25 protein-coding genes are annotated in these 26217 nt (G+C 70.2%); 12 read left to right on the forward strand and 13 right to left on the reverse strand.

Annotated features, from left to right (window positions below):
• Genes bchL through bchF form a run of 5 tightly spaced genes read right to left on the reverse strand, consistent with a single transcriptional unit; the run spans position 1 to position 7921 of the window.
• A complete protein-coding gene (gene bchL / locus MFF55_RS09210; RefSeq protein ID WP_238243787.1) occupies positions 1–894 on the reverse strand; it encodes a ferredoxin:protochlorophyllide reductase (ATP-dependent) iron-sulfur ATP-binding protein in 894 nt (297 codons plus the stop codon).
• Positions 891–4601 carry a magnesium chelatase subunit H gene (locus MFF55_RS09215; RefSeq protein ID WP_238243788.1) on the reverse strand — a complete coding sequence of 1237 codons (3711 nt, stop codon included), beginning with the start codon at positions 4599–4601 and terminating at the stop codon, positions 891–893. Before MFF55_RS09215 ends, bchL begins: the two co-directional genes overlap by 4 nt.
• Positions 4576–6135 (reverse strand): ferredoxin:protochlorophyllide reductase (ATP-dependent) subunit B, encoded by a 1560-nt coding sequence (gene bchB / locus MFF55_RS09220; protein WP_238243789.1) that lies wholly within the window; start codon positions 6133–6135, stop codon positions 4576–4578. Before bchB ends, MFF55_RS09215 begins: the two co-directional genes overlap by 26 nt.
• A gap of 5 nt (positions 6136–6140) precedes the next feature.
• Positions 6141–7424 carry a ferredoxin:protochlorophyllide reductase (ATP-dependent) subunit N gene (locus MFF55_RS09225; RefSeq protein WP_238243790.1) on the reverse strand — a complete coding sequence of 428 codons (1284 nt, stop codon included), beginning with the start codon at positions 7422–7424 and terminating at the stop codon, positions 6141–6143.
• Entirely contained in the window at positions 7421–7921 is a 501-nt protein-coding gene (gene bchF / locus MFF55_RS09230) for a 2-vinyl bacteriochlorophyllide hydratase (protein ID WP_238243791.1), read from the reverse strand. The genes MFF55_RS09225 and bchF overlap by 4 nt, the downstream gene beginning before the upstream one ends.
• 299 nt (positions 7922–8220) lie before the next feature.
• Here bchF and MFF55_RS09235 point away from each other — a divergent pair, with 299 nt between their 5' ends.
• From MFF55_RS09235 to MFF55_RS09270, 8 genes are all read left to right on the forward strand, one after another.
• Positions 8221–9105, forward strand: coding sequence for a cobalamin B12-binding domain-containing protein (locus MFF55_RS09235; RefSeq protein ID WP_238243792.1), 885 nt, complete (start codon positions 8221–8223; stop codon positions 9103–9105).
• A 45-nt stretch (positions 9106–9150) separates the two neighbouring features.
• Positions 9151–10599, forward strand: coding sequence for a transcriptional regulator PpsR (gene ppsR, locus MFF55_RS09240; protein ID WP_238243860.1), 1449 nt, complete (start codon positions 9151–9153; stop codon positions 10597–10599).
• 192 nt (positions 10600–10791) lie between these two features.
• On the forward strand, positions 10792–11676 hold the full coding sequence (gene chlG, locus MFF55_RS09245; protein WP_238243793.1) for a chlorophyll synthase ChlG: 885 nt from the start codon (positions 10792–10794) through the stop codon (positions 11674–11676).
• Entirely contained in the window at positions 11676–13010 is a 1335-nt protein-coding gene (locus MFF55_RS09250) for a BCD family MFS transporter (RefSeq protein WP_238243794.1), read from the forward strand. The genes chlG and MFF55_RS09250 overlap by 1 nt, the downstream gene beginning before the upstream one ends.
• Positions 13011–13021: 11 nt before the next feature.
• Positions 13022–14206, forward strand: coding sequence for a geranylgeranyl diphosphate reductase (locus MFF55_RS09255; protein ID WP_238243795.1), 1185 nt, complete (start codon positions 13022–13024; stop codon positions 14204–14206).
• The gene (locus MFF55_RS09260; protein WP_238243796.1) at positions 14203–14691 is read left to right on the forward strand and encodes a TspO/MBR family protein; all 489 of its coding nucleotides are present in this window, start codon (positions 14203–14205) and stop codon (positions 14689–14691) included. Before MFF55_RS09255 ends, MFF55_RS09260 begins: the two co-directional genes overlap by 4 nt.
• Complete coding sequence (locus MFF55_RS09265; RefSeq protein WP_238243797.1) at positions 14688–14969, forward strand: hypothetical protein; 282 nt, start codon at positions 14688–14690, stop codon at positions 14967–14969. Before MFF55_RS09260 ends, MFF55_RS09265 begins: the two co-directional genes overlap by 4 nt.
• Positions 14970–15089: 120 nt before the next feature.
• Positions 15090–15509 carry a PilZ domain-containing protein gene (locus MFF55_RS09270; RefSeq protein ID WP_238243798.1) on the forward strand — a complete coding sequence of 140 codons (420 nt, stop codon included), beginning with the start codon at positions 15090–15092 and terminating at the stop codon, positions 15507–15509.
• Positions 15510–15537: 28 nt separating this feature from the next.
• Here MFF55_RS09270 and MFF55_RS09275 read toward each other — a convergent pair whose 3' ends face one another.
• The 3 genes from MFF55_RS09275 to mutM all read right to left on the reverse strand — a co-directional run bounded on the left by MFF55_RS09275 (position 15538) and on the right by mutM (position 18684).
• The gene (locus MFF55_RS09275) at positions 15538–15864 is read right to left on the reverse strand and encodes a GAF domain-containing protein (protein ID WP_238243799.1); all 327 of its coding nucleotides are present in this window, start codon (positions 15862–15864) and stop codon (positions 15538–15540) included.
• 14 nt (positions 15865–15878) lie between these two features.
• Complete coding sequence (locus MFF55_RS09280) at positions 15879–17549, reverse strand: methyl-accepting chemotaxis protein (RefSeq protein WP_306421407.1); 1671 nt, start codon at positions 17547–17549, stop codon at positions 15879–15881.
• Between the two features lie 229 nt (positions 17550–17778).
• Positions 17779–18684 (reverse strand): bifunctional DNA-formamidopyrimidine glycosylase/DNA-(apurinic or apyrimidinic site) lyase, encoded by a 906-nt coding sequence (mutM, locus tag MFF55_RS09285; protein ID WP_238243861.1) that lies wholly within the window; start codon positions 18682–18684, stop codon positions 17779–17781.
• Positions 18685–18795: 111 nt separating this feature from the next.
• Here mutM and ubiE point away from each other — a divergent pair, with 111 nt between their 5' ends.
• The 4 genes from ubiE to MFF55_RS09305 all read left to right on the forward strand — a co-directional run bounded on the left by ubiE (position 18796) and on the right by MFF55_RS09305 (position 21954).
• Positions 18796–19569, forward strand: a complete 774-nt coding sequence (gene ubiE, locus MFF55_RS09290; protein WP_238243801.1) for a bifunctional demethylmenaquinone methyltransferase/2-methoxy-6-polyprenyl-1,4-benzoquinol methylase UbiE — start codon at positions 18796–18798, stop codon at positions 19567–19569.
• A 220-nt stretch (positions 19570–19789) separates the two neighbouring features.
• Positions 19790–21349 (forward strand): 2-polyprenylphenol 6-hydroxylase, encoded by a 1560-nt coding sequence (ubiB, locus tag MFF55_RS09295; protein ID WP_238243802.1) that lies wholly within the window; start codon positions 19790–19792, stop codon positions 21347–21349.
• A 40-nt stretch (positions 21350–21389) separates the two neighbouring features.
• Positions 21390–21674: a BrnT family toxin gene (locus MFF55_RS09300; protein WP_238243803.1), complete on the forward strand. Its 285-nt coding sequence runs from the start codon at positions 21390–21392 to the stop codon at positions 21672–21674.
• Positions 21664–21954 carry a BrnA antitoxin family protein gene (locus MFF55_RS09305; protein ID WP_238243804.1) on the forward strand — a complete coding sequence of 97 codons (291 nt, stop codon included), beginning with the start codon at positions 21664–21666 and terminating at the stop codon, positions 21952–21954. The genes MFF55_RS09300 and MFF55_RS09305 overlap by 11 nt, the downstream gene beginning before the upstream one ends.
• A 23-nt stretch (positions 21955–21977) precedes the next feature.
• On the opposite strand, the gene hpnK is transcribed toward MFF55_RS09305, so the two are convergent.
• The 5 genes from hpnK to hpnI form a co-directional block, all read right to left on the reverse strand.
• A complete protein-coding gene (hpnK, locus tag MFF55_RS09310; RefSeq protein WP_238243805.1) occupies positions 21978–22835 on the reverse strand; it encodes a hopanoid biosynthesis-associated protein HpnK in 858 nt (285 codons plus the stop codon).
• Positions 22835–23116 carry a type II toxin-antitoxin system YafQ family toxin gene (locus MFF55_RS09315; RefSeq protein ID WP_238243806.1) on the reverse strand — a complete coding sequence of 94 codons (282 nt, stop codon included), beginning with the start codon at positions 23114–23116 and terminating at the stop codon, positions 22835–22837. Before MFF55_RS09315 ends, hpnK begins: the two co-directional genes overlap by 1 nt.
• Positions 23103–23363, reverse strand: coding sequence for a type II toxin-antitoxin system RelB/DinJ family antitoxin (locus MFF55_RS09320; protein WP_238243807.1), 261 nt, complete (start codon positions 23361–23363; stop codon positions 23103–23105). Before MFF55_RS09320 ends, MFF55_RS09315 begins: the two co-directional genes overlap by 14 nt.
• Before the next feature lie 127 nt (positions 23364–23490).
• On the reverse strand, positions 23491–24924 hold the full coding sequence (gene hpnJ, locus MFF55_RS09325; RefSeq protein WP_238243808.1) for a hopanoid biosynthesis associated radical SAM protein HpnJ: 1434 nt from the start codon (positions 24922–24924) through the stop codon (positions 23491–23493).
• 46 nt (positions 24925–24970) lie between these two features.
• Entirely contained in the window at positions 24971–26173 is a 1203-nt protein-coding gene (hpnI, locus tag MFF55_RS09330) for a bacteriohopanetetrol glucosamine biosynthesis glycosyltransferase HpnI (protein ID WP_238243809.1), read from the reverse strand.
• Positions 26174–26217 lie beyond the last annotated feature (44 nt).

The following is a 26217-nucleotide window of genomic DNA, read 5'->3' on the forward strand; positions in this document are numbered from 1 at the left end:
TCAATCGAAGCCGAGGAATTCGAACAGGTCGCGGTCCTTCATCGGCATCGCCGAGAGGGGCTTGCCGCCGGCCCAGAGATGGGCGGCGAGGCGCATGTACTCGTCCGTCACCGCGATCAGCTCCGGCGTCGGCTCCATCTCGAACAGGGTCGACTTCTTGAGCCGCGAGCGCCGGACGACGTCGAGATCGGGAAAGTGGGCGATCCGCTCGAGGCCCACTGCCGCGTTGAAGCGGTCGATCTCGTCGGTCTTGGCCGAGCGGTTGGCGATGACGCCGCCCAGCCGCACCGGATAGTTCTTCGACTTTGAGTGGATCGCGGCGACGATCCGGTTCATCGCGAAGATCGAGTCGAAGTCGTTGGCGGTGACGATGAGCGCCTGGTCGGCGTGCTGGAGCGGCGAGGCGAAGCCGCCGCAGACCACGTCGCCGAGCACGTCGAAGATGACGACGTCGGTGTCCTCGAGCAGGTGATGCTCCTTCAGGAGCTTCACGGTCTGACCGACGACGTAGCCGCCGCAGCCGGTGCCGGCGGGCGGGCCGCCGGCCTCGACGCACATGACGCCGTTGTAGCCCTCGGCCACGAAATCCTCGATGCGCAGTTCCTCCGAGTGGAACTGCACCGCCTCCAGCGCATCGATCACCGTCGGTGCGAGGCGCTTGGTGAGGGTGAAGGTCGAATCGTGCTTGGGATCGCAGCCGATCTGCAGCACCCGCTTGCCGAGCTTCGAGAAGGCGACCGACAGGTTCGACGAGGTCGTCGACTTCCCGATGCCGCCCTTGCCGTAGACGGCGAACACCTTGGCGGTACCGATCTTGAGAGTCGGGTCCAGTTCGACCTGGACGCTGCCCTCTTCCCGGCGTGCGATGACCGGATTGCGGATGGCGATGTTCATGCTGCGACCCCTGTGGTGACGCCTTCGAGGCGGTCTTCGAGTTCCTCCTCGGCACGGTCGAGCGCGTCGCGCGTCTCCGCATCGGGGGTCCAGAAACCGCGCTGGTGCGCTTCGATCAGTCGTTGGGCGACCTTGGCGGACGCCGTCGGGTTCAGTGCCGCCATGCGTTCGCGCATCGCGGGATCGAGGACGTAGGTCTCGGTGATGCGCTGGTAGACCCATGGCGCGACCGCGTCGGCGGTCGCCGACCAGCCCATCGTGTTGGTGAGGTGGGCCTCGATCTGGCGCACGCCCTCGTAGCCGTGGCCGAGCATGCCCTCGGTCCATTTCGGGTTGAGCATGCGGGTGCGGGTCTCGAGCGAGACCTGCTCGGAGAGCGAGCGGACCTTGCCCTCCCCGCGGGTCTGGTCGCTGATGAAGATCGGCACTGCCTCGCCCTTCGCCTTGGCCACGGCCCGGCCCATGCCGCCCAGGCCGTCGAAGTAGTGATCGACGCTTGTCACCCCGACCTCGACGGAATCGAGGTTCTGGTAGGCGAGGTCGACACGCGCGAGCACGCTCTTCATCAGCGCGCGCCGCGCGGACGGGCGACCGTCGCGGCCATAGGCGAAGGACTTGCGCCGGGAGAAGGTCTCCGAGATCTCGTCCTCGTCCTCCCAGCGGCCGGACTCGACGAGGCTGTTGACGTTGGCCCCGTAGGTGCCCTCGGCGTTCGAGAAGACCCGCAGCGCCGCCGTCTCGATATCGCAGCCGTGCTCGGCCTGATGCGCCAGCGTGTGCTTGCGGACGAAGTTCTGCTCGACGGGCTCGTCGGCGGTGGCTGCGAGGAAGGAGGCCTCGGCCAGGAGCTTGGTCTGTAGGGGCAGCAGATCGCGAAAGATGCCCGAGAGCGTCACGACCACGTCGATGCGGGGGCGGCCCAGCGTCTCCAGCGGGATCAGGCTGGCGCCGCAGAGACGGCCGTAGCCGTCGAAGCGGGGCGTCGCGCCGACCAGCGCCAGGGCCTGGGCGATCGGCCCACCCTCGCTCTTCAGGTTGTCGGTGCCCCACAGGACGATGGCGACGCTCTCGGGGAGCGGCGCGCCCTCCTCGCCGTAGCGGGCGAGGATGCGGGCGACCTGGCGGGTGCCGTCGGCCACCGCGAAGGCGGAGGGCAGGCGGTAGGGATCGAAGCCGTGGATGTTGCGGCCCGTGGGCAGCACGTCCGGATTGCGCAGGAGGTCGCCGCCGGCGACCGGCGCGATGAAGCGGCCGTCCAGCGCCCGCAGCAGGGCCGGCACCTCGTGATCGGCTGCCAGCAGGGCGTCGGTCTCGCGAAGGGCCGCGAAGGCCGCCCGGTGCGCCTCGTTGAGGGCGAGGCCCGCGAGGATGAGCGCATCGTCGATCCGGCCGCCCGCAACGAGGCTTTCGATCCCGGCCCGCTCCGGAACGAGCCCGTGGGAGGCCTCCGCCAGCGCCAGGAGCAGGTCGACGCGCTCTTGCGTCGGGACGCCCTCTCCCGTCACGTGCAGGCCGTGCGGGATCAGGGTCTGTTCCAGCTCGGTGAGGGCAAGGCCCAATGCCGCGACCCTCGCGCCGAGATCGTCGCCCCAGGCCGGCTCGGCGTCCGCGAGGTCGAGGGCCGCGCCCTGCGCCTGGATGAGGTCGGCGAGGTCGTGCCGCTCGGCTTCCGCCTCGGGCTCCAGCCCCCGCCAGCGCTCGATGGAGGCCTTGAGGTCGATGAGCCCGCGATAGAGCCCGGCCTGGGCGAGGCTCGGCGTCAGGTAGCTCACCATGGTCGCCGCCGAGCGGCGCTTGGCGATCATGCCCTCCGACGGGTTGTTGGCCGCGTAGAGATAGATGTTGGGCAGATCCCCGATCAGGCGCTCCGGCCAGCAGGCGGCCGACAGGCCCGTCTGCTTGCCCGGCATAAATTCGAGCGCCCCGTGCGTGCCGAAATGCAGGACGGCGTCGGCGCCGAAATCCTCGCGCAGGTAGCGGTAGAAGGCCGAGAAGGCGTGGGTCGGGGCGAAGCCGCGCTCGAACAGGAGCCGCATCGGATCGCCCTCGTAGCCGAAGGCGGGCTGGACCCCGACGAAGACGTTTCCGAACTGATGGCCCAGCACGAACAGGCTCGACCCGTTGCTGTTGTGGCGCCCGGGCGCGGGACCCCACTGGGCCTCGATCTCGGCGAGATGCTTCTCGCGCCGGACATGATCGTCGGCCGCGATGCGGTGGTGGACGTTGGCCGACGTGCCGTAGCGGGCGGCGTTGCCGGCGAGGATCGCGTTGCGCAGGTCGTCGACGCTGTCGGGCACGGCCACGTCGTAGCCGTCGGCCTTGAGGCCCGTCAGCGTGTTGTGGAGCGACTGATAGACCGAGAGGAAGGCCGCGGTCCCGACATTGCCGGCGTTCGGAGGGAAGCTGAACAGCACCACCGCAACCCTGCGCTCGCGCTTGGGCGTCTTGCGCAGGGCGATGAGCCGGGCGACGCGGGCGGCAAGCATGGCGGCGCGCTCGGGATGCACGCTCATGTCGCGGGCCATCTCGCCCGGCGAGCGCGAGGAGCGGCCGCCGAACACCATCGGCGTCGTCGCCCCGTCGAGCTCGGGGATCGCCACCATCATCGTGGCCTCGACCGGCGAGAGGCCGCGGTCGGATTCCTCCCACTGCTCGACCGTCTGGAATTCCAGCGCGTGGGCAGCGAGGTAGGGCACGTCGAGGCCGCGCAGCAGCGCCTCGGCCGAGGCCGCGTCGTTGTAGGCGGGGCCGCCGACGAGCGAGAAGCCGGTGAGCGAGACCAGGGCGTCGATGGTCGGGCGACCGTCCCGACGGAAGAAGGCCTCGACGGCCGGGCGGTTGTCGAGGCCGCTGGCGAAGGCCGGCACCACGGCAAGCCCGCGCGCCTCGAGCGCCGCGATCACGCCGACGTAATGGGCGGTGTTGCCGGCCAGCACGTAGGAGCGCATCACGAGGAGGCCGACGCGGCCCTTCGCCGGACCGGCGGGCAGGGGCAGCCGCGAGAGATCCTCGCCGACGCGGCCCTTCATGCGGGGATGGTAGAGCCCGGTCTCCGGGTAGCTGAGCGGCGCGGGCGCCGCGGCGATCTCGCGCCAGGCGAGGCGCGGGCCGGCGGCGTAGCGGCCGACGAGGAAGCGCACCAGGCTCGCGATGTTCTCGTCCGAGCCCGAGAGCCAGTATTGCAGGGTGAGGAAATAGGCCCGCACGTCCTGGGCCGAGCCGGGGATGAAGCGCAGGATCTTCGGGAGCTTGCGGATCATCGCCATCTGGCGGGCGCCGTTGCCCTGGGCGCCCGGCTTGCCGCGCAGCTTCTTCAGGAAGCTCAGCGCGCCGCCCTTGGTGCCGTCCATGTCGAAGCGGTTGAGGCGGGTCGTCTTCACGACCTCACTCGCCGAGAGGCAGCCGACCATCGCGTCGCAATGGGGACGGCGGGCGAGCAGGCTCGGCAGGATGGCGCGGACGTGCTCGTCCATGAACAGCATGGTCGAGAGCACGATGTCGGCGCGGGCGATGTCGGCCTTGCACTCGTCGAGCGCCGCCGGATTGGTGTCCCACTCGGCCGCGGCGTGGAAGCCGATGACGAGGCCCGGCATCTCGTCGCGCAAGCGGAGCCGCGCGCGCTCGAGCGCGCTCGCCATGTGGTTGTCCATCGTCACGAGGACGATGCGGAGCGTCGGGCGCTCAGCGGCCGAAATGCGCTTTGGCATCGTACAGAGTCTCGACGGTGATGAGCGCAAGCTCCCGCTCGCGGGCGAAGCGCTCGGTGTTCGCGCGGGCCTTGCCCCGCACGAAGAACGGGATCTTCTTCAGTTCCTTCTCGGCGTCGGCGGCCCAGGGCGCGGGGCCGGCGGGCGTGACGGTGATCGAGGTGACGGGCTCAGGCTCCGGTGCCGGACGCGGCTTGGCCCCGAGATGGGAGGGCGCCGCGTCGGCGTGGAACTCGGAATCCTCCCGGAACATGCCGATGAGGTGTTCCTCGAGGCCCATCATCAGGGGGTGGACCAGGGTGTCGAACAGGACGTTGGCGCCCTCGAACCCCATCTGCGGCGAGTGGCGCGCGGGGAAGTCCTGGACGTGGATCGGCGCGGAGATCACGGCGCAGGGCACGCCCAGCCGCTTTGCGATGTGGCGCTCCATCTGCGTGCCGAGCACGAGCTCCGGCTGCGCCGCCTGGATCGCCGCCTCGACGTCGAGGTAGTCGTCCGAGATCAGCGCCTCGATGCCGTGGGCTTCCGCCTCCGCCCGGACCTCGCGGGCGAATTCCCGGGTGTAGGTGCCCAGCCCCACGACCTTGAAGCCGATCTCGGTCGCGGCGACCCGCGCCAGCGCCAGGGCATGCGTGGCATCGCCGAAGATGAAGACCCGCTTGCCGGTGAGGTAGGTCGAGTCCACCGAGCGCGAATACCAGGGCAGGCGCGAGGGAGCGCCGGCGAGCACCGCCGCCGGATCGACCCCGGCCAGCACCGCGACTTCCTCGACGAACCGGATCGTGGCCCTCACCCCGATCGGCACCGTCTCGACCATCGGCTGGCCGAAGGTCTTCTGGAGGTACTGCGCGGCGGCGCGCGCCACCTCGGGGTAGAGGACGATGTTGAAGTCGGCTTGCGCCAGGCGCCCGAGGTCGGACGGGCTCGCGCCGAGCGGCGCGACCACGTTCACGTCGATCCCGAGCCGGTCGAGCAGGCTCTTGATCTCGACGAGGTCGTCGCGGTGGCGGAAGCCGAGGGCCGTGGGCCCGAGGACGTTACAAAGGGGGCGCCGACCGTCGGCACGCTCGCGCGCGGTTCCTGAGGCGGGCGCTGGTCCAGACAGCGCACGCACCAGCCGGTAGAAGGTCTCCGAGGCGCCCCAGTTCTCTTTCTTCTGATAGGCCGGCAATTCGAGCGGGATCACCGGGATCGGCAGGTTCAGCGCCTTCGCGAGCCCGCCCGGATCGTCCTGGATCAGCTCGGCCGTGCACGAGGCCCCGACGATCATCGCCTCCGGCCGGAAGCGCTCGTAGGCCGCGGCGGCCGCGCTCTGAAAGATTTCGGCGGTGTCGGCGCCGAGGTCCCGGGCCTGGAAGGTGGTGTAGGTGACGGGCGGGCGGGCGTCCCGCCGCTCGATCATCGTGAAGAGCAGGTCGGCGTAGGTGTCGCCCTGGGGCGCATGCAGCACGTAGTGCAGGCCGCGCATGGCGGTCGCGACGCGCATGGCGCCGATATGGGGCGGTCCCTCGTAGGTCCAGACGGTGAGCTGCATCGGCGCTAGACCTCCAGCCGCGTGCGGCGCACGAGGGGGCGGGCGAACAGCTCGGCGAGATCGCCGGCCTGGTCGTAGCCCTGGATCGGCGTGAACAGGAGCTCGATCGACCACTTCGTGGTGAGCCCCTCCGCCTCGAGCGGGTTGGCGAGGCCGAGGCCGCAGACCGTCAGGTCCGGCTTGGCGAGGCGGCAGCGGTCCATCTGATCGTCGAGGCTCTGGCCCTCCACCACCTGCGTGAGGCGGGGCAGGAGCGCCATGTCGTCGGTGAGGTGGCCGCGATGCAGGTAGGGCGTGCCCACCTCGACGAGCTCCGCCTCCATCTCCCGCGACAGGAAGCGGGCGAGCGGGATCTCGAGCTGCGAATCGGGGAAGAAGAAGATCCGCTTGGCCCGCAGCAGGTCCCGGTAGGGTTCGAGCGCGCGGCGCGCCCGCTTGAGGCCCGGCGCCGTCACGGCATCGAAATGCGCGGGCGCGACGCCCCAGGCGTCGGCCGCCGCCTTGAGCCAGCGGGTCGTGCCCTCGGCGCCGAGGGGGAACGGGGCGGCGAGCCGGGTCGCGCCGTGCTCTTCGAGGGCGCGGGCCGTATCCGTGAGGAAGGGCTGGGCGAGGAGGTAGCGGGTGTTGGGCCCGACGGGCGGCATCTCCGCGGCCCGGCGCGCGGGCAGGAAGCGCACCGGCGCGATGCCGAGATCGGCGAAGAGGCGGGCGAACTGGTCCTCGACCACGTCGGCGAGCGCGCCGACGACGAGGAGCGAGGGCGCGGCATCGGGGCTCGCGGCGGGCATCTCCGGCACCAGCGCGGCGAGGCAGGCGTCCTCGCCCTGCGTGAAGGTCGTCTCGATGCCGCTGCCCGAGTAGCTGAGCACGCGCACCTCGGGGCTGAGGCGCCGCGACAGGCGTTGCGCGGCGCGGCCGAGATCGAGCTTGATCACCTCGGAGGGGCAGGAGCCCACGAGGAACAGGAGCCGGATGTCGGGGCGGCGCTCGATCAGGCGGGCGACGACCCGGTCGAGCTCGTCGTTCATGTCCGCGAGGCCGGCGAGGTCCCGCTCGTCCATGATGGCGGTGGCGAAGCGCGGCTCGGCGAAGATCATGACGCCGGCGGCCGACTGGATCAGGTGGGCGCAGGTGCGGGAGCCGACGACGAGGAAGAACGCGTCCTGGATCTTGCGGTGCAGCCAGACGATGCCGGTCAGCCCGCAGAACACCGCGCGCTGGCCGCGCTCCTGGCGGACCGAGACGCCGCAGCCATCGTCGAGAGTGGGAAGTGGCACGTGCGCGTTCATCGCGCGCCCTCCGCCAGGGCGAGGGCCGGGGCCTGGAGGCGCGCGGCGCGCAGCTTGAGCAGGAACTGCGCCGCGTTCACCACGTAGGAGGCGTAGGCCGCGAGCGCCAGCAGCATCAGCACGCTGGTGTCGAACCGGCCGGAGGCCAGCGCGACGAGGTAGGCCGTGTGCAGGGCCAGCACGAGCATGCTGACCACGTCCTCCCAGTAGAAGGCCGGCGCGAACAGGTAGCGCCCGAAGACGTCCTTCTCCCAGATCGAGCCCGTCACCATGATCGCGTAGAGGACGAGCGTCTTCACGACGACGGAGGCGTGGGCCGCGGCCTCGCCGGCCCCGGTCGCCAGCGTGCGCAGGACCAGGGCGAGGCTCAGCAGGAAGACGAGGAACTGCAGGGGGGCGAGGACGCCCTGAACGAGGGTCCAGGGCGAGGCGTCGCGCCGGGCGCGCTCCGCCGCGGAGTAGAGCGGCCGTGTCGCTTGGTCCCGTGCTGGACCCATCGCTTCCGCCCTCATTCGCTCTTGGCAGCGATCCCGTTGGGGGACCGCATTGCCAGGCGAGGTTATGAAGCAGCCACCAAAGTGTCAACCCAGCTTTACGTTCAAGAAATTTGACAGTGATGGATGGCTGCGACTACAACTTGAGCATTGCCAAAGCCAAATGAAGCGGTATCGTTCAGCCTAAGGCCCGCCTGAACGCCCAGGCAGCGTCAAGACACCAAGACGTCTGAGAACGCGAAGCTCGACATTCAACGATCGAGCCGAATCAAGAAGCCGTCAGCAGCATTGGGAGGGGTCCCATGGATGACGTGAGTCGGTTCGGCGAGTGCTTCGCTCATGGTCGGTCCTCCCGCGAGGAGCCGAGCCAGTTCAAGGCGGAAGCGTTCCTGAAGCATGCCCGGGTCGAGCGGCCGGCGCATTGGCACGGCGACCTCGCGCAGGTCGTGGAGGCCGAGATCATCCCCCGCCTGATGCTGGCCCACCGGGCCGATCCGCGCACGGCGCGCCCCGCCATCCTCCCGACCACCGCGCAGATCGTCGCCTTCACCTCTCTGGTGCTGTCGCCCGGTTCCGAGGACGTCGAGTCGGAGATCGCGGCGCTGGTCGAGGACGGCCTCTCCCTCGACAGCCTGCTCCTCGATCTCCTCGCCCCCACCGCCCGGCACCTCGGCGTCCTCTGGGAGGAGGACCTCTGCGACTTCGCGGAGCTGACGGTGGCGGTCGGCCGCCTGCAGCGGATCATGCACGACCTCACCCTGCGCTTCGGCGGGGAGCCGGCCGGGCATTGCCACGGCCGCTCCATCCTGCTGCTGCCCTGCCCGGGCGAGACCCACAGCTTCGGCCTCGCGCTGATCGAGCGGTTCTTCCGCGAGGCCGGATGGGACGTGACGAGCGTCGCGCGCGATCCGGACCACGACCCGCTCCGGCTCGCCCGTGCCGAGTGGTACGACGTGATCGGCCTCTCGGTCGGCTGCGAGACACTCCTGCCGGTGCTGAGACAGGCGGTGGGCGACCTGCGCCGGGTTTCGCGGAACCAGGGCGTTCGCGTCATGGTTGGCGGCCCGATCCTCATCGACAATCCGGCCTATGTCGGTCTCGTGGGGGCCGACGCGACCGCCGCCGACGCCCGCTGCGCCATCACCGTTGCAGAAAGCTTGCTTGATCTGCCGGCCAGACCCTGTTGAAAGACCGCTCCCCAAGACATCACGACGTGGTGATCATTGACCAGCCTGGCGAGCCCTGCGCCGAACGACGCGTTCGCGGCGCTCCGCAAAACACTCGGTCCCCTCGATGCTGAGGCGGCCGGGGTTCTCGTTGCGGCCGCAACGGATCTGTCCTTGGTGGTGGATACGTCCGGCATCATCCGGGACGTCACCTTCGGCAGCCCGGACCTCGCGGGCGAAGGCTGCGAGACTTGGCTCGGCCGCCCCTGGATCGACACCGTCACGGTGGAGAGCCGGCCCAAGATCACGGCGCTCCTGAGGGATGCGGTGCCCGGCGCGGTGACGCGCTGGCGGCAGGTGAACCACCCCTCAGCCATCGGCGTCGACCTGCCGGTGCGCTACTCCGCGATGCGGCTCGCCGACGGTGGCCCGATCATCGTGATCGGCCGGAACCTGCGGGCGATGGCCAACCTTCAGGTGAAGCTCGCGGAGACGCAGCAGGCCCTGGAGCGCGACTACCTGCGCATGCGCGGCGCCGAGACCCGCTACCGCCTGCTCTTCCAGCTCGCCGGCGAGCCCGTCCTCGTGGTCGACGCCGCGACCCGGCGCGTCACCGACGTCAACCCCGCCGCGGCCCGCCTGCTCGGCAAGCCCGAGAAGCGGATCGTCGGCCAGGACGCCGTCGACCTGTTCGATTCCGCGAGCGCCCGGGAGCTCGGGTCGCTCTTCGCCGGCCTGCGCGTGACCGGCCAGGCCGGCGACCTCGTGGCCCGGCTCGGCAACGGCCGCGGCGAGACCCGCGTCGCGGCCTCCCTGTTCCGGCAGGAGACCGTGACGAACATCCTGCTGCGGCTGTCGTCCGCGGGTCCCGAGGCCTCGGAGCGCGGCCCGTCGCGGGCCCATGCCAGCGCGCTGGACGTCATCCACAGCCTTCCGGAAGGCTTCGTCGTCACCGATCCGAGCCGCCGGATCCTGGCCGCCAACGCCGCCTTCCTCGACCTCGTCCAGCTCGCCACCGAGGAGCAGGTGCGCGGCGAGCCGCTGGAACGCTGGCTCGGCCGGGAGGAAACCGAGGCTGCGGCCCTGTTCGCCACGCTCGGCCAGCACGGGTCGGTCCGCCACTTCGCCACTAGCCTGCGCGGCGAGTACGGCGGCCTCGAGGACGTCGAGGTCGCCGCCGTCTCGGTCGCCGGGGGCGGCCACCCCTGCCTCGGCTTCACGATCCGCGGGACGCCGCGACGGGCGGCGCCCGCCGTTAGCGGCGGACGCGAGCTGCCCCGCTCGGTCGAGCAGATGACCGAGCTCGTCGGCCGCGTCTCCATGAAGAATCTGGTCCGCGAATCCACCGACCTGATCGAGCGCCTCTGCATCGAGGCGGCTTTGCGCATCACGCGCGACAACCGCGCCTCCGCCGCCGAGATGCTCGGCCTCAGCCGCCAGGGCCTCTACGCCAAGCTGCGCCGCTACGGCATCGGCGACCTGGACGGGCAGGAATCGGCCGAAGCCGATCGCTGATTCGATCGGCGCCGCGACCGCATAGCCGCCGAACTACCACCCTCGGCGGGCCGGAGCTCCGGAAAGCGGCACTATGGTTCATGGCGTGCTCTCGGCTTCGTGATCGCCACGTCATTCGCGATGGCGAGTCGCGGACGTGAGTGTGTAAACTAATCTTGACACATCCGGGGGTGCATCCTTAGCCTTCGCTCCATGGCAACGCCCGCACCGAGCGCCTTCATCGAGCTCCTGAAGCCGATCACGTGGTTCGCGCCCATGTGGGCCTTCGCCTGCGGCGTCGTCTCGTCGGGCGCGACGCCGAGCGGGCAATGGCCGGTGATCGCCGCGGGCGTGATCCTGGCTGGACCCTTGGTCTGCGCCACGAGCCAGGCAGCCAACGATTGGTTCGACCGTCACGTCGACGCGATCAACGAGCCGAACCGGCCGATCCCCTCGGGCCGCATCCCCGGCCGCTGGGGCCTCTACATCGCCGCGGCCTGGACCGTGCTCTCGCTTGGCGTCGCCGCCGTTCTCGGCCCCTGGGTACTCGGCGCCGCCCTGTTCGGGCTCGTCCTCGCCTGGATCTACTCGGCCCCGCCGATCCGCCTGAAGCGGAACGGCTGGTGGGGCAACGCGGCCTGCGGGCTCTGCTACGAGGGCCTGCCCTGGTTCACCGGCGCCGCCGTCATGGCGGCCGCCATGCCCGATCGCCGCGTCGTCGTGATCGCGCTGCTCTACGCGGTCGGCGCGCACGGCATCATGACCCTCAACGACTTCAAGTCGATCGAGGGCGACCGGGCGCTCGGCCTGCGCTCGATCCCGGTTCAGATGGGCGCCGGCAACGCGGCCCTGTTCGCCTGCCTGGTGATGGCGCTGCCCCAGACGCTGGTGGTCTCGCTGCTGCTGATCTGGGAGCGGACGGGGTACGCCGCCGGCATTGCCGTGCTGCTGGCCGGACAGCTTGCCCTGATGGCCTATTTCCTCAAGGCGCCGCGCGAGCGGGCGGCCTGGTACAACGGCACCGGCACCACGCTCTACGTGCTCGGCATGCTGGTCGCGGCCTTCGCGCTGCGCCCCATCGTGCAGGGGGGCTTGTGATGGCCTCCTTCGGCTGGCTCGCCATCGTACGGCTCGGCCTCGTCCAGACGGCGCTCGGCGCCGTCGTCGTGCTGATGACCTCGACGATCAACCGCGTGATGGTGGTGGAGCTGGCGCTGCCGGCCACGATACCCGGAGCCCTCGTTGCCCTGCACTACGCGGTGCAGGTGCTGCGCCCGCGCTGGGGCTACGGCTCCGATGTCGGCGGACGGCGCACGCCCTGGATCGTCGGCGGCATGGCCGCGCTGACGCTCGGCGGCTTCGGCGCCGCGGTCGCGACGGCGCTCATCGAGACGCATCCGACCGCCGGCCTGGCGCTCGCCGTCCTCTCCTTCCTCACCGTCGGCATGGGCGCGGGTGCCGCGGGGACTTCGCTGCTGGTACTCCTCGCCACCGGCGTCGAGGCGCGCCGCCGGGGCGCGGCCGCGACTTTGGTCTGGGTGATGATGATCGCGGGCTTCGCGATCACCGCGCCGCTCGCCGGGCACTTCCTCGATCCGTTCTCCGGCGCTCGGCTGGTGGCGGTGTCGGGCTCCGTCTCGCTGATCGCCTTCCTCGTGGCCTGCCTCGCCGTGCGCGGCGTCGAGCCCGCCTGCGCGCCGCTTGCCGACGCGGCTCGATCCGACAAAAAACCCTTCCTCGCCGTGCTGGCCAAGGTCTGGGCGGAGCCGGCCTCGCGCCGCTTCACGATCTTCATCTTCGTGGCGATGCTGGCCTACAGCGCGCAGGAACTCATCCTGGAGCCCTTCGCCGGCCTCGTCTTCGCGATGACGCCGGGCGTCACGACGAAGCTCGCGGGCCTCCAGCACGGCGGCGTGCTTGCCGGCATGCTGTTCGTGGCCGGCGTCACCATGGGGATCGGCGGGCCGGTCCTCGGCTCCCTGAAGCTCTGGACCGTGGTCGGCTGCCTCGGCTCGGGCGCCTCGCTGCTGGCCATTGCCGGGGGCGGTCTCTCCGGTCCGGACTTTCCCCTGAGGATCGCCGTCTTCGCGCTGGGTCTCTTCAACGGCATGTTCGCGGTGGCCGCCATCGGCTCGATGATGGGGCTCGCGGGCGCCGGCGGCGAGGCCGAGCGCGGCACCCGGATGGGGGTCTGGGGCGCGGCGCAGGGCGTCGCCTTCGGCGCCGGCGGATTTCTCGGCACGGTGGCCGTCGATCTGGCCCGCCTCGTCACGCCCGAAGCGGTCAATGCCTACGCTGCGGTCTTCGCGGCCGAGGCGGCGCTGTTCGTCGTCGGCGCGGCGCTCGCCCTCTGGATCGAGCACGCTCCCGCGACGCGCACCCCGCGAGCCCTGAGGGCGCAGGCCGCGCTTCAGTTCGAACCCCGCTTCTGAGGGAGATCACCATGGCCGAGCCTGAAACCTTCGACGTCGTGGTGGTCGGCGGCGGCCCGGCCGGCGCGACCGCCGCCACCGACCTCGCCCGGGTGGGCCGGCGGGTGCTCCTCCTCGACAAGCCGGGCCGGATCAAGCCCTGCGGCGGCGCGATCCCGCCGCGCCTGATCCGCGACTTCGCGATTCCCGACGACCTGCTGGTGGCCCGGGTGCGCTCGGCCCGGATGATCTCGCCCAAGGACAAGCGCGTCGACATGCCGATCGGCGACGGCTTCGTCGGCATGGTCGACCGCGAGCATTTCGACCCCTGGCTGCGCAACCGCGCCGTGCTCGCCGGCGCGGAGCTGCGGGCGGCGACCTTCCAGCGGATCGCCCGCGAGGGTGACGGCCACGCGGTCGTCCACTTCACGGTGGACGGCGCGCCGGCGGAAGTCCGCACGCGCCTCGTGATCGGGGCCGACGGCGCCAGCTCGCCGGTGGGCCGGGCCGAGATCCCGGGCCATGCCGCGATGAAGCAGGTCTTCGCCTATCACGAGATCGTCCGCCGGCCGGCCGACGGCATCGGCGACGTCGAGGCCACCCGCTGCGACGTCTACTACCAGGGCAAGCACTCGCCCGATTTCTATTCCTGGGTCTTCCCGCACGGCGAGACCATCAGCATCGGCACCGGCTCGGCGCGAAAAGGGTTTTCGCTGCGCAGCTCGATCCGGGCGCTGCGCGAGGCCACCGGCCTCGACGCCGGCGAGACCGTGAGGCGCGAGGGTGCGCCGATCCCGCTCAAACCCCTCAAGAAATGGGACAACGGCCGCGACGTGCTCCTCACGGGCGACGCCGCCGGCATCGTCGCGCCGGCCTCGGGCGAAGGCATCTACTACGCCATGCTCGGCGGGCGGCTCTCGGCCGAGGCGGCCAACGCCTTCCTGGCGACCGGCAAGGCCGGCGCGCTGGCCCAGGCCCGCCGCCGCTTCATGAAGCTGCATGGCCGGGTCTTCCTCATCCTCGGCATCATGCAATGGGTCTGGTACCGCAACGACGGCCTGCGCGAGCGCTTCGTCTCGATCTGCCGGGACAAGGACGTCCAGCAGCTCACCTGGGATTCCTACATGAACAAGGAACTGGTCCGCGCGAAACCCGCGGCCCATGCCCGGATCTTCTTCAAGGACCTCGCCCACCTGTTCCGCTGGGTCTCGCCGTGATCGAGTGGACGCCGGCCCTCGTCGCCGCCGGCGTCGCGATCCTCGTGGCGGTGGCCGGCGGCGTCCTGACGACGACCGGCCCCTGGTACCGGAGCCTGCGCCTACCGTCCTGGAAGCCGCCGGATTGGGCCTTCGGCCCGGTCTGGACCACGATCTTCACCCTGACCACGATCTCCGCCGTGATGGCCTGGAACGCGGACGAGGGCGCCGGCGCCCGGTCCGCGCTCGTCGGCGCCTACGCCGTCAACGCCGTGCTCAACATCGCCTGGAGCGGCCTCTTCTTCCGGATGCGCCGGCCGGACTGGGCGCTCGTCGAGGTCCTGTTCCTCTGGCTTTCCATCCTCGTGCTGATCGGCGTCACGGCGCGAGTCTCCGGGACGGCGGCCCTCCTGCTCCTGCCCTATCTCGGCTGGGTCGGGGTCGCGGCCTACCTGAACCTCACGATCGTGCGGCTGAACGGCCCCTTCCGGACGAGCGCGGCATGAGCGAGCTCTTCGCGAGCGGCCGGATCATCGACCTCATCCTCGTCCTCGTCGCCCTCGAGGCCGTCGCCCTGCTGGTTTGGCGCTCGCGCAGCGGAGGCGGGCCGGCCCCCTTGCCCCTCCTCTGCAACCTCGCCGCCGGCGCCGCCCTGATGCTGGCGCTCCGCGGGGCGCTGACGGGAGCCTCGTGGCCGGTCATCGCCGCCTGCCTCGTCGGAGCCCTCCTCGCGCATGTGACGGAGCTCGGCCTGCGCCTGCGCGCGGGGAGCGCCTCGATCTAGGTGGTCCCGCCGGGGACCGGACCTGATCGGATCCGGCCCGGACGCAGCGTGGCGCCGCTAGGTCTTCCGTAAGGTTTCCGGCTCAAGATGCCGTCCCGGACATGCTGCAGGAAGGCCACCGTGGCGCCCGAGAACCAAGTCCTCGCGGAGGACACGCCGATCCAGCGTCGCGAGGAGCGCAACCCCACGAACTGGATCGCGACGATCCGGTTGCGCGACGGCACGGAGATCCCCTGCAACGTCAAGGACGTCTCGAAATCCGGCGCGCGGATCGGCGTTCCCGCCCGCCAGGACCTGCCGGAGATCTTCCTGCTCCGGATCATCGGACGCGACTTCCTCTGCCAGGTGCGGCTTGCCTGGCGTCGTGGGGACTACGTCGGCGTCCGGATCGAGCGCGTCGGCAAGGTCCCGCCTCCCGCCCCGCCGCGCGAGATCAAGGCGTCGGAGCCCGCACCCGAGCCGGTGCCTGTGGAGACAGCCAACCCGGAGTCCGGCAGCGTCGGCCTCCGGTCGCGCAGGCGGTCGTTCTCGACCTTCTGACACTCCCTTTCCGCAGAGACCCGCCGGCCTATCGCCCTGCCGCCGCCCGCCGACGCTCCGTCTCGCGCTCGGCCATGCCGGGTTCGCAGAACCGCGGGTCGGCGCGGGCCTCCTCGACGACCATGGCGTCGTCGCCCATTATCGCGTGAACGCACAACGACGCGTCGCGCGGGATCCCCTCGACGTCGGGATCGCAGCGCCCCTCGAACCATTGCCGGTCGGCGTCGATGATCGACGCCGGGGCGATCGGCACGCCGAGCAAATCGCCGGCCGTCCGGCGGATCGTGTCGGACCGCCCGTCGGGCAGACACGAGGGAGTTCCCAGGGCGCGAAGCGCCGCGTGGCCGGACTTCATCGACGTCAATCCGGCTAAAAAAATCGCAGCGCGATCGTGCGGGCGCCTCTCGCCGCCTTCACGTTGTCGAGGAAGCCGCCGACCTCGCGGCCGAGGCTCTCGGAATGCCGCGAGAGCGCCCGGGCCGCCGTGAGCACCTGCGCCGCGGCCGAGGCGGTCACGTCCGCGCCCTGCTGCACCTGCGTGATCGTGGCGGTGACGGATTGGGTGCCCTGGGCGGCCTCCTGCACGTTGCGCGCGATCTCCTGTGTCGCCGCCCCCTGCTCCTCCATCGCTGCGGCGATGCCGGACGAGAACCGCGACATCTCGCCGATCGTGCGCGCGATCCGCTGGATGTCGGTGACGACCGCCTGGGTCGCCGCCTGGATCTGGCCGATCTGGGTGCCGATCTCGTCGGTGGCCCGCGCCGTCTGGCCGGCGAGCTCCTTGACCTCGGTGGCGACCACCGCGAAGCCCCGTCCCGCCTCGATCGTCGCGTTGAGGGCGAGCAGGTTGGTCTGGCCGGCGATGTTGGAGATCAGCGCCACGACGTCGGTGATCCGCTCGGCGACCTGCGTCAGGTGGCGGACCGTCTCGTCCGTGTGCTGGGCGTCCTGCACGGCCTGGTCGGCCATCTGCGCGGATTGCGCGGCCTGCGCGATGATCTCCTGGATCGAGGCCGACATCTCCTCGGTGGCCGCCGCCACGGTCTGGACATTGGCCGAGGTCTCCTCGGCGGCTTGGCCGACGCTCGCCGATTGCCGGATCGCCTGCTCCGCCGTCGCCGACATCGACCCGGCGGTGTCCTCCATCTGGCGGGCTGCGCCGGCGAGACCCTCCGTCAGGGCGGAGATGTCCGCCTCGAAGCGCCGGGTCGTCGCGTCGAGCAGCTCGGCCCGGCGGATCTTGGCCGCGTTCTCGGCGGCCTGCGAAGCGGCCGCCTCGCGCGAGGCGATCGCGTTGTCCTTGAACACCTGGAGGGAGCGGGCGAGGGAGCCGACCTCGTCCTTCCGCTCCGCGCCAGTCACCGCGATCGCGAGATCGCCCTCGGCGAGTCGGTTCATGGCCGCGGCCATGGCCTTGAGCGGACGGCTGACGCCGCCGGCCACGATCAGGCCCGCCAGGCCCATCGCGAGGATCAGCCCGAACGCGCCCGAACCGATCAGGGTCCAGGTCGCCGTTCGGGTCAGCGCGTAGGCCCGCGCCTTCTCCGCGGCGAGCGCGGCCACGTTGACGTCGGCGCGCTCGCCCAGGACGCCCATGAGGTCGCGACGCAGGGCGCGGGCCTCGCCGTCCGACATCTTCGTCGCCAGCGCCGTCTCCCCGCGCATGGCGAGAGCGAGAACCCGCTCGGACACGGCGTAGAAGGCGGTGACCCGCTGCTTCACGCCCTCGTTGGTGGCGCGCCGCTCCGGCGAGTCCGAGAGCCCGACCAGGGCATCGGCCGCGGCGAAGGATTTCTGGCGGGCCTGCGCATAGAGGGCGCCGGCGCGCTCGCGCTCCGTCTGGCTCGTCTCCAGGATGGCGTTCTTCTCCTGGATGGTCGCCTCGTCGATCGCCGCGGTCAGGCGCAGCGCGAGCGTGGCGCGCGCGGCCGACACGTCGACGATGTGATGGGCGTTGTCTTCCAGAAGTTTGAAGCTGACGCTCGCCATGACCACGAGGCCGAGCGAGACGAGGACCAATACAGCGATAGGAATGAGCAACTTGGGGAGCAGAGTCAGGTTATTGAATGCTCGCATCAACATGTTGACGACCGTTCTTTTGACGATTGAATCGCAGTCGAAACCAAGATCCTTTATTCAATAATCGTTCTCCGTCAATTTGCCTTCGTTTCGGTTAACGTGTCAAAAATCCGTGATTATTCATTGTGTTCACTGGCTTGACCGCTCGAAGCTTTGCGGCCGGCCCATGCGCTTGGGCGCAGGCCACGCCTCACGCGCCCGATTCGCGCGGGGCCTGGCAGGCACCGCAGAAGAAGGTCGAGCGGCCGGCTTGGACGATCCGCGTGACGGTGCCGCCGCAGCCCTTCGCCGTGCAGACCTGCCCGAGCCGGTCGTAGACCCGGAACCGGTGCTGGAAGCCGCCCGCCTTACCGTCGGTCTGCGCGTAGTCGCGCAGGGTCGAGCCGCCCGCGGCCACGGCCTCGGTCAGGACCTCGCGGATCACCTTGGCCAGCAGCCGCGCCTTCGGCGTCGGGCCGCCATCGGGGCGTGCGAGGGCCCCGGCCGGCATTTCCGGATGGAGCCCGGCCCGGTGCAGGGCCTCGCAAACGTAGATGTTGCCCAGCCCCGCGATCAGCCGCTGGTCGAGGAGCGCGCTCTTCAGCGGCGTGATCCGGTGCCGGAACAGGGCTGCCACCGCCTCGGCCGTCAGGGCCTCGCCCAGGGGCTCGATCCCCATGGCGGCGAAGTGGCGGCAGGCGGCAAGGCCTTCCGTCGGCACGAGGTCCATGAAGCCGAAGCGGCGCACGTCGTTGTAGGTGACCGTGGCGCCGCTCGACATCGCCATGACGACGTGGTCGTGCTTCGGGCTCCCCTGCGCGCCCTCGAGGTAGAACTCGCCCGGCGAGAGGTTGCGCCCGTCGGGCAGGGCCACGTCGAAGCGCCCGCTCATGCCGAGATGCAGGATCAGGGTCTCGCCGGAATCGAGCGGCGCCGTGAGGTACTTCGCCCGGCGCGCGAGGGCGGTGACGGTGCGGCCCTCGAGCCGCTCCGCGAAGCGCTCGGGGAAGGGAAAGCGCAGGCCCTCGCGCCGCAGGCTCACGCGGGCGAAGCGGGCGCCGACCATGGCCGGCGCCAGGCCGCGGCGGACGGTTTCGACTTCGGGCAGTTCGGGCATGGGTCTCCGGTCGGTGGAGCGGATCGGCGGGGGCTGCTTCGACAGGTTGCTTCGACACATGGCGGTTCCGCGCGCCTTTCGCTATGAGGCCCACGCGAGGGGTGGCCTGCGATGAGCGTTGACGAGGGTTCGGCCGGGGAGGCGAGCACGCATTTCGGGTTCGAGCGCGTGCCGCTCGACGCGAAGCAGGCGCGGGTCGACGACGTCTTCCGCTCGGTGGCCAAGCGCTACGACCTCATGAACGACCTGATGTCGGGGGGCCTTCACCGCGCCTGGAAGTCCGGGCTCGTCTCGATGCTGCGGCCGGGCCGCGACCGCGCCTTCCGCCATCTCGACGTCGCCGGCGGCACCGGCGACATCGCCTTCCGGACGCTGGATGCCGGCGGCCCCCGCACCCGCGTCACGGTGCTCGACATCAACGAGGCCATGCTCCGAGTCGGGGCCGAGCGGGCGGGCGCGCGATACGGGGGCCGCATCGACTTCGTGACCGGCAACGCCGAGGCGCTGCCCCTGCCGGACTCGACCTTCGACGCCTACACCATCGCCTTCGGCATCCGGAACGTGCCCCGGATCGAGCAGGCGCTCGCCGAGGCGCGCCGCGTGCTCAAGCCCGGCGGACGCTTCCTCTGCCTCGAATTCTCGCGGGTGGACCTGCCCGGCCTCGATCGGATCTACGACGCCTATTCCTTCCACGTGATCCCGCGCCTCGGCGCGCGGGTGGCGGGCGACGCGGAATCCTACCGCTACCTCGTCGAGTCGATCCGCAAGTTCCCTACCCCGGGGCGCTTCGCGGGCATGATCGAGGCGGCGGGGTTCTCCCGGGTGAGCCACCGCCCGCTCTCCGGCGGCATCGTCGCGATCCATTCGGGCTGGAAGATTTCGTGAGGCGGATTTCAAGCGCCGTTTCCGCTCCTGGCGCTGGCTCCCTCTCCCAGGGGGGGAGGGTTGGGGTGAGGGGCGTGGACTCTCCGGACGGGGCACGCCCCTCACCCTGTCCCTCTCCCCCTAGGAGAGGAGACCCGCGTCCCGTCGACCTGCGTTCCGCCTGCCTTCCCGAAGCTTCGGCTGCTCTGCGCCTGGATCACCTCTCCGTCGAGCGACATCGGTGCTAGGCGGGATCGTCCACCTCTTCCGCGGCATCCGCGTCGGCTTCGTGCTGGCGCGCGAGGGCGCCCTCGCCTTCGTCGATCCGACGGAGCTGCCGCCCCACCTGCGCCTCGCCCTCAAGCTCGGGCGCTCCCTGGAGCGGCCGGGCCTCGGCGCCGGCGCGGGTCCGGTCCAGCGGGCCCTGACGCGGCTCGGGCCCTCCTACGTGAAGTTCGGCCAGTTCCTCGCGACGCGCCCCGACATCGTCGGCATGGATGCCGCCTTCGACCTCGAGAAGCTGCAGGACCGGGTGCCACCCTTCCCCCAGGACCAGGCGATGCGCGTCGTCGAGGCGGCGCTCGGCAAGCCGGTGCGCGAGCTGTTCGTCTCCTTCAGCGAACCCGTGGCGGCGGCCTCGATCGCCCAGGTCCACAAGGCCCACATCCTCGATGCCGACGGCGCCGAGCGGGTGCTCGCCGTCAAGGTGATGCGGCCGGGCGTCCGCGAGCGCTTCCAGCGCGACCTCCAGGTGATGCGCTTCATGGCCCGCGTGGTCCAGGCGCTCTCGCCCAAGGCCGAGCGCCTGAAGCCCCGCGAGGTCGTCGAGATCCTGGCCCGCTCCGTGATGATGGAGATGGATTTCCGGCTCGAAGCCGCGGCGATGTCCGAGCTCGCCCAGAACACCAAGGACGATGCCGATTTCCGCGTGCCGCGGCCCGACTGGGAGCTGACGGCCCGCGACGTGCTGACGAGCGAGTGGATCCAGGGCATCCGCCTCAACGACCGGGCCGCCATCGTCGCCGCCGGCCACGACCCCCGCGCGCTCGGGCGGACGGTGATCCAGTCCTTCCTGCGCCAGGCGATCCGCGACGGCTTCTTCCACGCCGACATGCATCCGGGGAACCTGTTCGTGGATGCCGACGGCATCCTCGTCGCCGTCGATTTCGGCATCATGGGCCGGCTCGGCGTCAACGAGCGGCGCTTCCTCGCCGAAATCCTGCTCGGCTTCATCCTGCGCGACTACAAGCGCGTGGCGCAGATCCACTTCGAGGCGGGCTACGTGCCCGCGCACCATTCTGTCGACGACTTCGCGCAGGCCATCCGGGCGATCGGCGAGCCGATCCACCAGCGCCGGGCCGACGAGATCTCGATGGCCAAGGTGCTCACCCTGCTCTTCGACGTCACCGCGCTGTTCGACATGAGCACCCGCACGGAACTCGTGATGCTCCAGAAGACCATGGTGGTGGTCGAGGGCGTCGCCCGCTCGCTGGACCCGCAGCTCGACATGTGGACCGGCGCCGAGCCGGTGGTGCGCTCCTGGATCGCGCGCAACCTCGGCCCCGTGGGCCGGATCGAGAGCGCCGGGCGCGCGGCGCTGACGATCGCCGACGTCGTCGCCGACATCCCCGACCTCGCGCTGCGCCTGCGCCGCCTCATCGTGCGGTTCGACGATCAGGCGCCGGGCGAGGCGCGCCGGCTGGCCAACGTCGCCCGCCGCGAGCAGCGCCGCGCCGTCTGGTCGACGCTGGCGCTGTGGGCGATCGCCATCGGGGTGCTCATGCTCGCGATGCGATCCTGAGGAACCTTGCTGTAGCTACACTCTGTAGTTATGACGGGTCATGGGTTTCCAATGGGATCCGGAGAAGGATGCGGCCAACCAGGCGAAGCATCTGCTGGGCTTCCGTCAGGCGGCCGAAATCTTTCGCGCTTTTCGGATCGTCCGCGAGGACACCCGTCGCGACTACGGCGAACGCCGGTTCATCGCGTTGGGCGTGTGCGAGGATGTGATGGTGCGGGTGGTCTATACGCTGCGCGGTGGAGATGTCCGGATCATCTCGGCATGGAAGGCGAGCAGACATGAGTGGGAAATCTACGCGCGGGCGCGAGAACATCGTGAGGTTTGATCGGCTCGACGACATGCCGCCGGCTCAGGCGCTGAGCGACGCCTTCAAGGCCCTGACCGACGCCGAAGTCGAACGGAGGGTGGACGCCGATCCGGATGCCGACATCCTGCCGCCGGGGTTCTGGGACGAGGCCCGGCCGGTCGAGGTGGCGACGAAGGAGCAGATCACCCTTCGGCTCGATCCCGACGTGCTGCGCCACTTCCGAGCCACCGGGAAGGGTTATCAATCCCGGATCAACGCCGTGCTCAAGAGCTACGTGAAGGCCCAGCAGACGCGGTAAGGATCAGCGGCGGACATCCGGCCTCACGGCGCAGCGAGGAAATCCGAGAAGCCGCCCCGCGCCGCGCCGCTCTTCGTGGCGGCCGCGATCGTCTCCGGCGCGATCAGCGCGTCGCGCTCGGCCGCGTAGGCGTAGCCCGGCGCCTCGCCGGGGAAGCCGCCCCCAGTCGCGGGATGCGTGTAGAGCTCGGTCAGCCCGTCCGGCAGGTGCCGCAGCAGCCCCGCGACGCGGGCGGGCGTCATCGCGCCCGACCAGGCGAGGCCCAGCGTCCGGTCCGGGACGAGCAGCCCCGCCGCCCGCGCCCGCACGGCGAGCAGCGCCGCCCAGGGGGCGCTGTCGAGGGCGAGCCGCGGGTTCGCTCCCGGCTCCGCTGCCCGCAGCACCGCGCGAGGCTCGCGGGGCACGCGGATCGCACGCATGCCGTGATCCCGGCCGATCCGCAGCACCAGCCCGGCGATCACCGGATGGACGTGGAAATGCTTGTGGGCGTTCACATGGTCCAGCGGCAGGCCCGTATCGCGAAACGCCTCGAACTGCGCCGCGATCTCGGCCGCGAGCTGACGCCGCGCTGACCCACTCCGCGCGAGGTCGAGGCCGAGCCGGCCCATGTCGGAGCGGATGAGCCCGTCGGGTCCCACGAGGTCGGGCAGCATCTCCGGTGGCAGCGTCGGCCAGGCCTCCACCATGACGAGGTGCAGCCCGACCCGGAGCGAAGGCATCCGCCTCGCGCGGGCCACCGCGTCGGCCGCGGCGGGCGCGGAGACCATCAGGCTCGCGGCGGTGAGGATGCCGTCCCGATGCGCCTCCTCGACGGCCTCGTTGACCTCGCGGCTCAGACCGAAATCGTCGGCGGTGACGACGAGGCGTATCCTGTCCTGCATCAGAGCCCGAGTTCGCTGTGGGATCCAAGCCGTACCAGCTGAAGGATCGCTGGATCGGGCATTCGGTAGATCAGCACGAGATCGGGCTTGATGTGGCAGTCACGATGGTCGCTCCATTCGCCGACCAGGGCGTGATCCCGATATCTCGCAGGGAGGATCGCGTCGGCAGCCAACAGCGTGACGACTGCCGTCAGGTCTGCATCAAGGGTCTTCCGGTGCCGGCCCTTTTGCTCACGTCGGTAGTCACGCCTGAAGCGGGTCGTGTACTCAATCGTCCGCATTGAGGCTGGTCAGCAAGCCGCCGCTTCCGACCTTCACGGTCTCGCCGCGCCGGGCGGCCCGCATGGCCTCGATGGTCTCGGTGTTAGGCACGAGCGTCTCGAACGGAAGTGCCTTGTCCGCGGCCACCCGAGCCAGCATCAGCCGGAAGGCATCGGAGACGGTGAGCCCCATCTCGGACAAGACGGCGCTCGCCTCCTGCTTCGTCTTCTCGTCGACGCGTGCGCGTACGACCGAACTGCCCTTCATGACCGATCCTCATTCCGAGCCACGATGTAGCTCGTCGGCATGGCCCTTTCCAGGTTGCACCAAGGGGCCAAACGAAAATGGCCCGGCATCGTGCCGGGCCATCTCAAGCTTCGCCGAGGTCCTCGCCTCAGGCCGCCTTCGCGGTGCCCTGGCGCTCCTTCAGGAAGCGGTAGAACTCGACGCCCTCGCGCAGGCGCCGCTTCATCATGTCGGGCGAGCGGACCATCTCGGAGACGATCGAGGCGATCTTGGGCGCGCGGAAGTAGAACTTCTTGTAGAAGTCCTCGACCGAGTTGAAGATCTCGCTGTGGGACAGGTGCGGGTAGTGCAAGGGCGCCACCTGCACGCCGTTCTCGTCGACGAGCTCGGCGTTCTCCACGTCGAGCCAGCCGTTCTCCACCGCCTGCTTGTAGAGGAAGGTGCCGGGATAGGGCGCGGCGAGCGACACCTGGATCGTGTGCGGGTTGATGCGCTTGGCGAAGTCGATCGTCTCGCGGATCGTCTCCTTGGTCTCGCCGGGCAGGCCGAGGATGAAGGTGCCGTGGATGGCGATGCCGAGCTCGTGGCAATCCTTCGTGAACTTCTCCGCCACCTCGACGCGCATGCCCTTCTTGATGTTGTGCAGGATCGCCTGGTTGCCGGACTCGTAGCCGACGAGCAGCAGCCGCAGGCCGTTGTCCTTGAGCACCTTCAGGGTCTCGCGGGGCACGTTCGCCTTGGCGTTGCACGACCAGGTGACGCCGAGCTTGCCGAGCTCGCGGGCGATCTCCTCCGCACGCGGGAGATTGTCGGTGAAGGTGTCGTCGTCGAAGAAGAACTCCTTCGTCTGCGGAAACTCCTTCAGGCAGTACTTGATCTCCTCGATCACGTGCGCGACCGAGCGGGTGCGGTAGGTGTGCCCGCCGACCGTCTGCGGCCAGAGGCAGAAGGTGCAGCGGCTCTTGCAGCCTCTCCCTGAGTAGAACGAGATGTAGGGGTGCTTGAGGTACCCGATAAAGTACTTCTCCATCTCCAGGTCGCGCTTGTAGACGCTCGTCACGAACGGCAGCTGGTCCATGTCCGTCATGATCTCGCGGTCCTCGTTATGGACCACGGTGCCGTCGGCATCGCGATAGGACAGGCCCTTGATCTCGGCCATCGGCACGCCGTCGGCGACCTCCTTGACCGTGAAGTCGAACTCGTTGCGGGCGCAGAAATCGACCACCGGGGCCTGGGCCATGGCGCCGGCGGCGTCGACCGCGACCTTGGCGCCGATCAGGCCGGCGATGAGCTTCGGGTTGGCCGCCTTCAGGGCCTCGATCGTCTTCACGTCCGACTTGAAGGACGGCACCGAGGTGTGGAGCACGACGAGGTCGAAATCGTTGGCCTGGGCCACGATCTCGGGCAGCTTGATGTTGTGGGGCGGCGCGTCGATCAGCTTGGAGTTCGGCACGAGCGCGGCCGGCTGAGCCAGCCAAGTCGGGTACCAGAACGACTTGATCTCGCGCTTGGCCTGGTAGCGGGAGCCGGCGCCGCCGTCGAAACCGTCGAAGGTGGGGGCCTGGAGGAAGAGCGTGCGCATGGGGTTCAAGGCCTCAGCGGAGTGACGGGAACAGTGGCGGCGGCGATCAGAGCGGAGACGCGCCGGCATCGGTGCCGAGCGGTCGTTCCGGGATCAGTGTGCCGTCCGCAACCACGCGATAATCATGACCTTTCCATGTCACCGCCCCCGAGACGAAGCTCCAGGTGAAGTTCATGAAGGAGAGGATGTCGCGGATCGGCAACAGCCAGTAGGGGTGCGGCGCCAGGCCGAAGGCCCGCTCCAGGCGGATGCAGAGGAGGACGCGGCAGGCGAGCGCGAGCGCGGCGACGGCGAGCCCGACCTCGCCCGCGCCGGGAATCAGCGCGCCGATGAGGGCCAGCGGGAAGGCGTGGGTGACGATGGAGCCGGCATAGCCCGCGGGGTCGACGTTGCGGATGGTGCGGTTCCAGCGCAGCTCGTGGCTCCAGAGGCCGGAAAGATCGGTGTCGACGCAGGTATGCCCGATCGTGAAGCTCGGGATCGCGACGAGGCCGCCCTTCGCCCGCAGCGCCTCGCCCACCGCGTAATCGTCGGCGAGGTCGTCGCGAAAGGCCTCGAAGCCGCCGATCTCCGTGAGCGCCGCCCGCGTGAAGGCGATGGTCGAGCCGAAGCAGGGCTTGGCGAGGCCGAGGCTTAAGCCCATCACGACGTTGGGCAGGAACTGCACGTCGATGGCGAGCGCCGAGAGATGGGCGAAGACGCCCCTGTTCGCCGGCACGCCGTGATAGAGGCAGGTGACGCCGTTGACGCCCGGCTGGCCGAGCTCGGCGACGATCCGGTCGAGGTATTCGGGGCGCACCACCATGTCGCTGTCGGCCAGCACGACGACGTCGTGGGCGATTCCCGCCGACATGTTGATGAGGTTGGAGACCTTGCGGTTCGAGCCGTGCTGGCGGGCATCGACCATGAGGTCGAGGCGCAGGGCCGGATAGGCCTCCTGCAGGCGGCGCACGATGCCGATGGCCGGGTCCGCCGCGTTCTGGACGCCGAAGACGATCTGGACCGGTCCGGCATAGGCCTGGCGGCAGAAGGTCTCGAGATTCTCGTAGAGGTTCGGCTCGAGGCCGCAGAGCGGCTTCAGGATCGTCACCGAAGGCCACGGCATCCCCTCGGGCAGGGACGGCCGTGCGCGGCGCGCGAAGCGGCCGGCGAGGAAGGCGGCCGCGAGCCCGTAGACGCAGCCGGCGAGCGCCAGGAGGAGGAACAGCGGCGAGAGCCAGGTCGGGTCCAGGAGCCAGGTCAGGTCCATTGGGGGCGTCGCTCGGTCACGGTGCGGACGGGAGGGCCGCCGGG

Origin of the sequence: Methylobacterium iners (genome assembly GCF_022179305.1) — a bacterium.
Lineage (GTDB): Bacteria > Pseudomonadota > Alphaproteobacteria > Rhizobiales > Beijerinckiaceae > Methylobacterium > Methylobacterium iners.

Bases quoted from the DNA above. Each gene is read 5' to 3' on its own strand.
- bchL (WP_238243787.1), bottom strand. From the start codon at position 894: ATGAACATCGCCATCCGCAATCCGGTCATCGCACGCCGGGAAGAGGGC.
- MFF55_RS09215 (WP_238243788.1), bottom strand. From the start codon at position 4,601: ATGCCAAAGCGCATTTCGGCCGCTGAGCGCCCGACGCTCCGCATCGTC.
- bchB (WP_238243789.1), bottom strand. From the start codon at position 6,135: ATGCAGCTCACCGTCTGGACCTACGAGGGACCGCCCCATATCGGCGCC.
- MFF55_RS09225 (WP_238243790.1), bottom strand. From the start codon at position 7,424: ATGAACGCGCACGTGCCACTTCCCACTCTCGACGATGGCTGCGGCGTC.
- bchF (WP_238243791.1), bottom strand. From the start codon at position 7,921: ATGGGTCCAGCACGGGACCAAGCGACACGGCCGCTCTACTCCGCGGCG.
- MFF55_RS09235 (WP_238243792.1), top strand. From the start codon at position 8,221: ATGGATGACGTGAGTCGGTTCGGCGAGTGCTTCGCTCATGGTCGGTCC.
- chlG (WP_238243793.1), top strand. From the start codon at position 10,792: ATGGCAACGCCCGCACCGAGCGCCTTCATCGAGCTCCTGAAGCCGATC.
- MFF55_RS09250 (WP_238243794.1), top strand. From the start codon at position 11,676: ATGGCCTCCTTCGGCTGGCTCGCCATCGTACGGCTCGGCCTCGTCCAG.
- MFF55_RS09255 (WP_238243795.1), top strand. From the start codon at position 13,022: ATGGCCGAGCCTGAAACCTTCGACGTCGTGGTGGTCGGCGGCGGCCCG.
- MFF55_RS09265 (WP_238243797.1), top strand. From the start codon at position 14,688: ATGAGCGAGCTCTTCGCGAGCGGCCGGATCATCGACCTCATCCTCGTC.
- MFF55_RS09275 (WP_238243799.1), bottom strand. From the start codon at position 15,864: ATGAAGTCCGGCCACGCGGCGCTTCGCGCCCTGGGAACTCCCTCGTGT.
- mutM (WP_238243861.1), bottom strand. From the start codon at position 18,684: ATGCCCGAACTGCCCGAAGTCGAAACCGTCCGCCGCGGCCTGGCGCCG.
- ubiE (WP_238243801.1), top strand. From the start codon at position 18,796: ATGAGCGTTGACGAGGGTTCGGCCGGGGAGGCGAGCACGCATTTCGGG.
- MFF55_RS09300 (WP_238243803.1), top strand. From the start codon at position 21,390: ATGGGTTTCCAATGGGATCCGGAGAAGGATGCGGCCAACCAGGCGAAG.
- hpnK (WP_238243805.1), bottom strand. From the start codon at position 22,835: ATGCAGGACAGGATACGCCTCGTCGTCACCGCCGACGATTTCGGTCTG.
- MFF55_RS09315 (WP_238243806.1), bottom strand. From the start codon at position 23,116: ATGCGGACGATTGAGTACACGACCCGCTTCAGGCGTGACTACCGACGT.
- MFF55_RS09320 (WP_238243807.1), bottom strand. From the start codon at position 23,363: ATGAAGGGCAGTTCGGTCGTACGCGCACGCGTCGACGAGAAGACGAAG.
- hpnJ (WP_238243808.1), bottom strand. From the start codon at position 24,924: ATGCGCACGCTCTTCCTCCAGGCCCCCACCTTCGACGGTTTCGACGGC.
- hpnI (WP_238243809.1), bottom strand. From the start codon at position 26,173: ATGGACCTGACCTGGCTCCTGGACCCGACCTGGCTCTCGCCGCTGTTC.